Below are 4867 nucleotides of genomic sequence, written 5' to 3'. Positions count from 1 at the left end.
TTTTTCCAAAAAATCATAAACCGCCTTGGTCAACACTTGCTCAAAATTGTAATCAATGGCAAGACTAATGATTTTGGCTTCTTTTTTGACTTCCTTAAGGAGATAAACCCAGACTTGGTAAAGATCAGTCTTGAGATTATAGCCATCTAAAGATTTGGTAATCTTTGCAATACTAGACTGAAAGATGGACTTCAAAATCTCTTCCTTGGAACCATAATTGCGATAAAAGGCAGCACGGGATACACCCGCACGCTCAACCAGTTCAGATATGGTAATCTTTTTCAAGTCTTTTTTCTCCAACAATTGGAGGAGAGAAATCTCGATAGATTCTCGTGTAATTGCTTTGTTTTCTTGGTTAAATCGTTTGAGATTTTGCAAGGATTTCTCTGAGATTTTTCTTTCTGCCATAACATTCACTTTCTATCTGTCACACCTGATGATATACGCTTTCATAGCAGTGCACTTCATGATAAAATTGTAAAAGAAGACAAATTACTTGTCAATCTACATTATGCAAATATGAGGTATAAACCTATGAAATGGAAAATTATTGCGGATTCGGGCTGTGACTACCGTTCTTTGGACAATCTGGCACCAGATACTGAATTTGTCAGTGTCCCTTTGACCATCCAAGTAGGCGAGACTATCTACACAGATGACGCCCAACTCAATATTGATCAGATGATGGAGGAGATGTATGCGACCACGACTGCTTCTAAGTCTGCTTGTCCGAGTCCGGATGACTACATGAAGTCTTTTGAAGGGGCGGATAATATCGTCGTTGTCACCATCACAGGGACCCTTTCTGGTAGCTACAATAGTGCTGAGGTGGCTAAGAAGATTTATCTGGAAGAGCATCCAAATACCAATATTCACGTCATTAATAGCTTGTCTGCTGGTGGCGAAGTGGACCTGATCGTTCGTAAGCTCAACCAGTTGGTCGCTGAAGGTCTCGATTTTGATCAAGTGGTTGATGTGATTACTACTTATCTGTCTAAAACTAAGTTGCTTTTTGTCTTGGCAAAGGTCGATAATTTGGTGAAGAATGGTCGGCTAAGTAAACTTATCGGGACTGTTGTCGGACTCCTCAATATCCGAATGGTTGGAGAAGCTAGCACAACAGGAACACTTGAGCTACTACAAAAGGCGCGTGGTCAAAAGAAAGCTATCAAAGCTGCTTTTGATGAACTCCTCAAGGCTGGTTATGCAGGAGGCCACATTACGATCGCCCACCGCAACAATGACAAATTTATCGAGCAATTCTCTGAATTGGTTCGTGAAAAATTTGCTAATGCAAGCATCGAAGTCCTTCCTACTTCTGGACTTTGTAGTTTTTATGCAGAAGAAGGCGGACTCCTCATGGGATATGAAATTTAACACGACATATAAAAGAGGCTGGACAAAGTGTCCGGCCATTTTAAACGTCCATTTTGAATAGAGACATTAAACACCGCCAATTTTTTAGTTAAAGCAGATATGTGACGACCTAAGGTAACCTCACTAATCATGAAATCTTGAGCTAATTGGTGAGTAATCAATTGACTGTAGGCCAACAAATAGTACAAAATATCCTATCTAACCGCATTACCTAAAAATGCTCTTCGGATATCACGTTCCTTAGTCCTACATCAGTTCTTTGATACTATAAAAACTAAACATAACTTAATCAAATTTCCTCTAACCCCCCAAGGTAATCGTTTTCATTTTTCCAGTCATTTATGGTATGATAGAAAAAGGACTGTTTAGTCAAATCTCTTATAAATTAAATTTATTCTTATTAAAGATGGAGATAGTTTATGAAACAGAAACTGACACATTCACGTTTTCTTATCCCTGGGATTATTCTCCTTGGGATTGTTTTGCGGGCGCCATTTACAACCCTATCCACTGTCTTATCTGACATTGCTTCTGGTCTAGGTGTTGAGGTAAGTTCTCTCGGGCTCTTGACAAGTCTGCCACTCTTGACTTTTGCGATTTTCTCACCTTTTGCTGCCAGCTGGGCCAAACGCTTTGGTATCGAAAGACTATTCCTCGGCGTTTTAATTGTGATGACACTTGGTTCTGCTTTGCGTACCTTCAATCTTCCCCTCCTTTATTTGGGAACGATTTTAGTCGGAGCGGGAATTGCCTTTATCAACGTCCTTCTCCCAAGCCTCATCCAGGCTAACCAGCCTGACCGATTAGGATTCTTGACTACACTCTACATTACCTCTATGGGTTTATCAACAGCCGTAGCCTCATCAGTTGCTGTTCCAATCACTAAGGCAACATCATGGCAGGGCTTAGTCTGGGTATTGACAGCGGTCTGTGCCCTGGCTCTTGTGATTTGGCTTCCTAATGTCCGTCACAATCATTACTTAGAACAAGGTACTTCTACTAGCGAAAACTCAGGTAGCTGGTATAAGAGTGGCAAGGTCTGGGCTATTATGATTTTCGGTGGATTGCAGTCACTCTTCTTCTATACCACTATCACTTGGCTCCCAACCATGGCTACACAAGCCGGTGTCGGCAAAGTTAATGCCGGAATCTTAGCTTCAGTTTTCACACTGACTAGTATTCCTTTCTCTATGATTGTCCCTAGCCTAATCACAAAACTTTCTGATCGCAACCGTCATTTGATGCTAGTGGCTACCGTCCTAGCAGGATTAGTCGGAGTTGCCATGCTTTTAGTTAATACCAACAGCTTTGTTTATTGGTTGGTCCTTAACCTCCTAATCGGAAGTTCTGCTAGTGTCCTATTCCCTTACATGATGGTTGTCTTTTCAATGAAGGCTAGCTCCCCTGAAAAAACCGCCCAACTATCAGGGTTGGCCCAAACCGGAGGCTATATCTTTGCGGCCCTTGGTCCAGTCTTGTTTGGTTCAAGTAAAGATCTCTTTAACTCTTGGACTCCTGCGGTTTTAATTCTTCTTGTCTTGACCCTAATCATGGGAATTGCCCTCTATAAAGTTGAAAAAACAGACGTTATTTTGTAAGTGAAGAACTAATAAAATGAAATGCCCCACAAGTTACAACTTGTGGGGTGTTATTTGTATGTGACGAATTAATAAATAATAAGGAAGGATTATATCTCTCATTCTCTATCATATTTATCGTTTGTCTCGAAACTCCAATTTTTTTGCTAAAGCTAATTGAGAGATACCGAGAGATAATCTATATTCTTTCACTCGGTTCATCTGATACCTCCTAGAATCAACAATTCAAGTAGATTCCACACCTTAGTTTTACAACTCCAAGTAGTTGTAGTCAATTATATTGGATATATTTTATGAATTTTTTTTATAGTAAATTCCTATTTCTCTAGCCAAGAGAAGGCATGGTTTAGCATCTCTTTTGCTTGTCCAACAATACACGGTCCATGAGAAATAATAATATTCTTAGGTTCCCATTTCTTTATTTTGTGATAACTCCTCAAAGCTTGTTTTTTGCCAAATAAGAAACTTATTCTTAAATCTCTTGGTGTTTTACCATTTGGATGGTGATTATCACCTATTTTAAAAAGTAGCTTTTCAAAAATCGATACATTCTCAGTTTCTATGTTTTCAATCAGATCCGTTAAAATCAGAGTTGAACTTTCATTATGGAAAAAAACAACCTCTTTTACATAAAAACTTCCCTCAAATGTTGTAAAAAGAATTTCTTCGTTCCAATTGGCTTTCTCTAGTTCATAACCATAATCTAAATTCATTCCCGATTTTCTGGCACGCTTTTGAACACCATTAGCTAGCCAGACTTTTGCTTCAGGAAATAGTTGATGCCATTCATCTATATAACTATAATGTAAGACATTGGGTGCAATAAGGTGTTTTACCTCACCTAATTGCTTGATTTCAAAAAGTAAATTGTCATTAGGCTTAGTCGGTGAATGCACCCAAAGACCACCATTCTGTAGACGGATAACTGTCATTCTAGTTGAAAAAGGCACTTTGAAGAATTTGAAATCCATCAGTACTTCTTCCCCATCTACAATCCATAGGTTATCTGCTATCTTTTTTAAGGAATTGAGGGGAATATATTTTTTGACTTCCATGAAACTCTGCTTTCTAAATTAATAAAGTATAATCAATCGTTATTCTCCAAAAATGGAACAACCAACGTAAGCCACTCTTGAGGTAGGTAGGCTGATAAATAGCCGTGGTTATAGCCCTTTGCTTCATATAAGATAGTGTCGGGGTGCATCTTCTGAAATAATCTAGCTGATTCTTTAACACCGTTCAATTCCTTTTCACCATAAATATAGAGAACCTGCGCCTTACTAGCAGAAATCCCACTCTTCAACTTGTAGCACCCCATATAAGTTCGATAGATAGTTACTAATGTTTTGATAGGTGTCCTTGACATATCCTCCATATAATAATTCTTTATCTCATCTGGATAAGCGAGTTTAGGATAGAATTTGTTCATAATTCCTAATTGAAGTTTACAAGAGAATTGACTAAACATCAGTTTACCAAATAGAGATACTAGAAAGATGCTGATTTTAGCCAACCTTGGTTGAGGAATACAGATACTTCCGTCTATGATAGCTTTCTCAGCAATTTCGCTGTCTAAGGACAAAAGCTCCATAGCAATTTGACCGCCAAGTGAGACACCACCAATTGCAAACAATTTTCCATCATAATTCTGTCTAACATAGTTCAAAATTTCCTGTGCAGAATCTTCAGTAGAAACATAATTAAGTTGGCATTCTTCACCGTGACCATTCAAAGTGGGTAAAATAACACGGTATTTTTCCGACAAGATTCGAGCTTGACGAAGATAATTCCACCAAGAACTGCCGCCACCATGTATGAGCAGGATAGGAGGGAAATCCTTATCCCCAAATTCATGGAATTTCATATTGACAACCTCCAAAATGTTTCATATA

The 4867-nt window shown here is 38.7% G+C and carries 6 protein-coding genes and 1 pseudogene; 2 read left to right on the top strand and 5 right to left on the bottom strand.

Annotation, left to right across the window (positions count from 1 at the left end; all coding sequences use genetic code 11):
• Window positions 1–408 (bottom strand): TetR/AcrR family transcriptional regulator (locus RWZ99_RS08800; protein WP_314678158.1); only part of this gene is annotated, 408 nt, incomplete at its 3' end.
• A 126-nt stretch (window positions 409–534) separates the two neighbouring features.
• Here RWZ99_RS08800 and RWZ99_RS08795 point away from each other — a divergent pair.
• Window positions 535–1377, top strand: a complete 843-nt coding sequence (locus RWZ99_RS08795) for a DegV family protein (protein ID WP_314678155.1) — start codon at window positions 535–537, stop codon at window positions 1375–1377.
• On the opposite strand, the gene RWZ99_RS08790 is transcribed toward RWZ99_RS08795, so the two are convergent.
• Entirely contained in the window at window positions 1374–1556 is a 183-nt protein-coding gene (locus RWZ99_RS08790) for a helix-turn-helix domain-containing protein (RefSeq protein ID WP_399556342.1), read from the bottom strand. The two genes, RWZ99_RS08795 and RWZ99_RS08790, sit on opposite strands and share 4 nt — an antisense overlap.
• Window positions 1557–1796: 240 nt before the next feature.
• Here RWZ99_RS08790 and RWZ99_RS08785 point away from each other — a divergent pair, with 240 nt between their 5' ends.
• Complete coding sequence (locus RWZ99_RS08785) at window positions 1797–2975, top strand: MFS transporter (RefSeq protein ID WP_314678151.1); 1179 nt, start codon at window positions 1797–1799, stop codon at window positions 2973–2975.
• On the opposite strand, the pseudogene RWZ99_RS08780 reads toward RWZ99_RS08785, so the two are convergent.
• From RWZ99_RS08780 to RWZ99_RS08770, 3 genes and pseudogenes are all read right to left on the bottom strand, one after another.
• Window positions 2965–3176 (bottom strand): annotated as a pseudogene (locus RWZ99_RS08780) (helix-turn-helix transcriptional regulator). The gene RWZ99_RS08785 and the pseudogene RWZ99_RS08780 sit on opposite strands and share 11 nt — an antisense overlap.
• A 116-nt stretch (window positions 3177–3292) precedes the next feature.
• Window positions 3293–4030, bottom strand: a complete 738-nt coding sequence (locus RWZ99_RS08775) for a DUF4336 domain-containing protein (RefSeq protein ID WP_314678148.1) — start codon at window positions 4028–4030, stop codon at window positions 3293–3295.
• A 32-nt stretch (window positions 4031–4062) separates the two neighbouring features.
• Window positions 4063–4839, bottom strand: a complete 777-nt coding sequence (locus RWZ99_RS08770; protein ID WP_314678147.1) for an alpha/beta hydrolase — start codon at window positions 4837–4839, stop codon at window positions 4063–4065.
• Between the last annotated feature and the right edge of the window lie 28 nt (window positions 4840–4867).

Origin of the sequence: uncultured Streptococcus sp. (genome assembly GCF_963545685.1) — a bacterium.
Classification (GTDB): domain Bacteria; phylum Bacillota; class Bacilli; order Lactobacillales; family Streptococcaceae; genus Streptococcus.
Note: the sequence above shows the minus strand (reverse complement) of the source record. Positions and strands in the feature narration are given on the sequence as shown.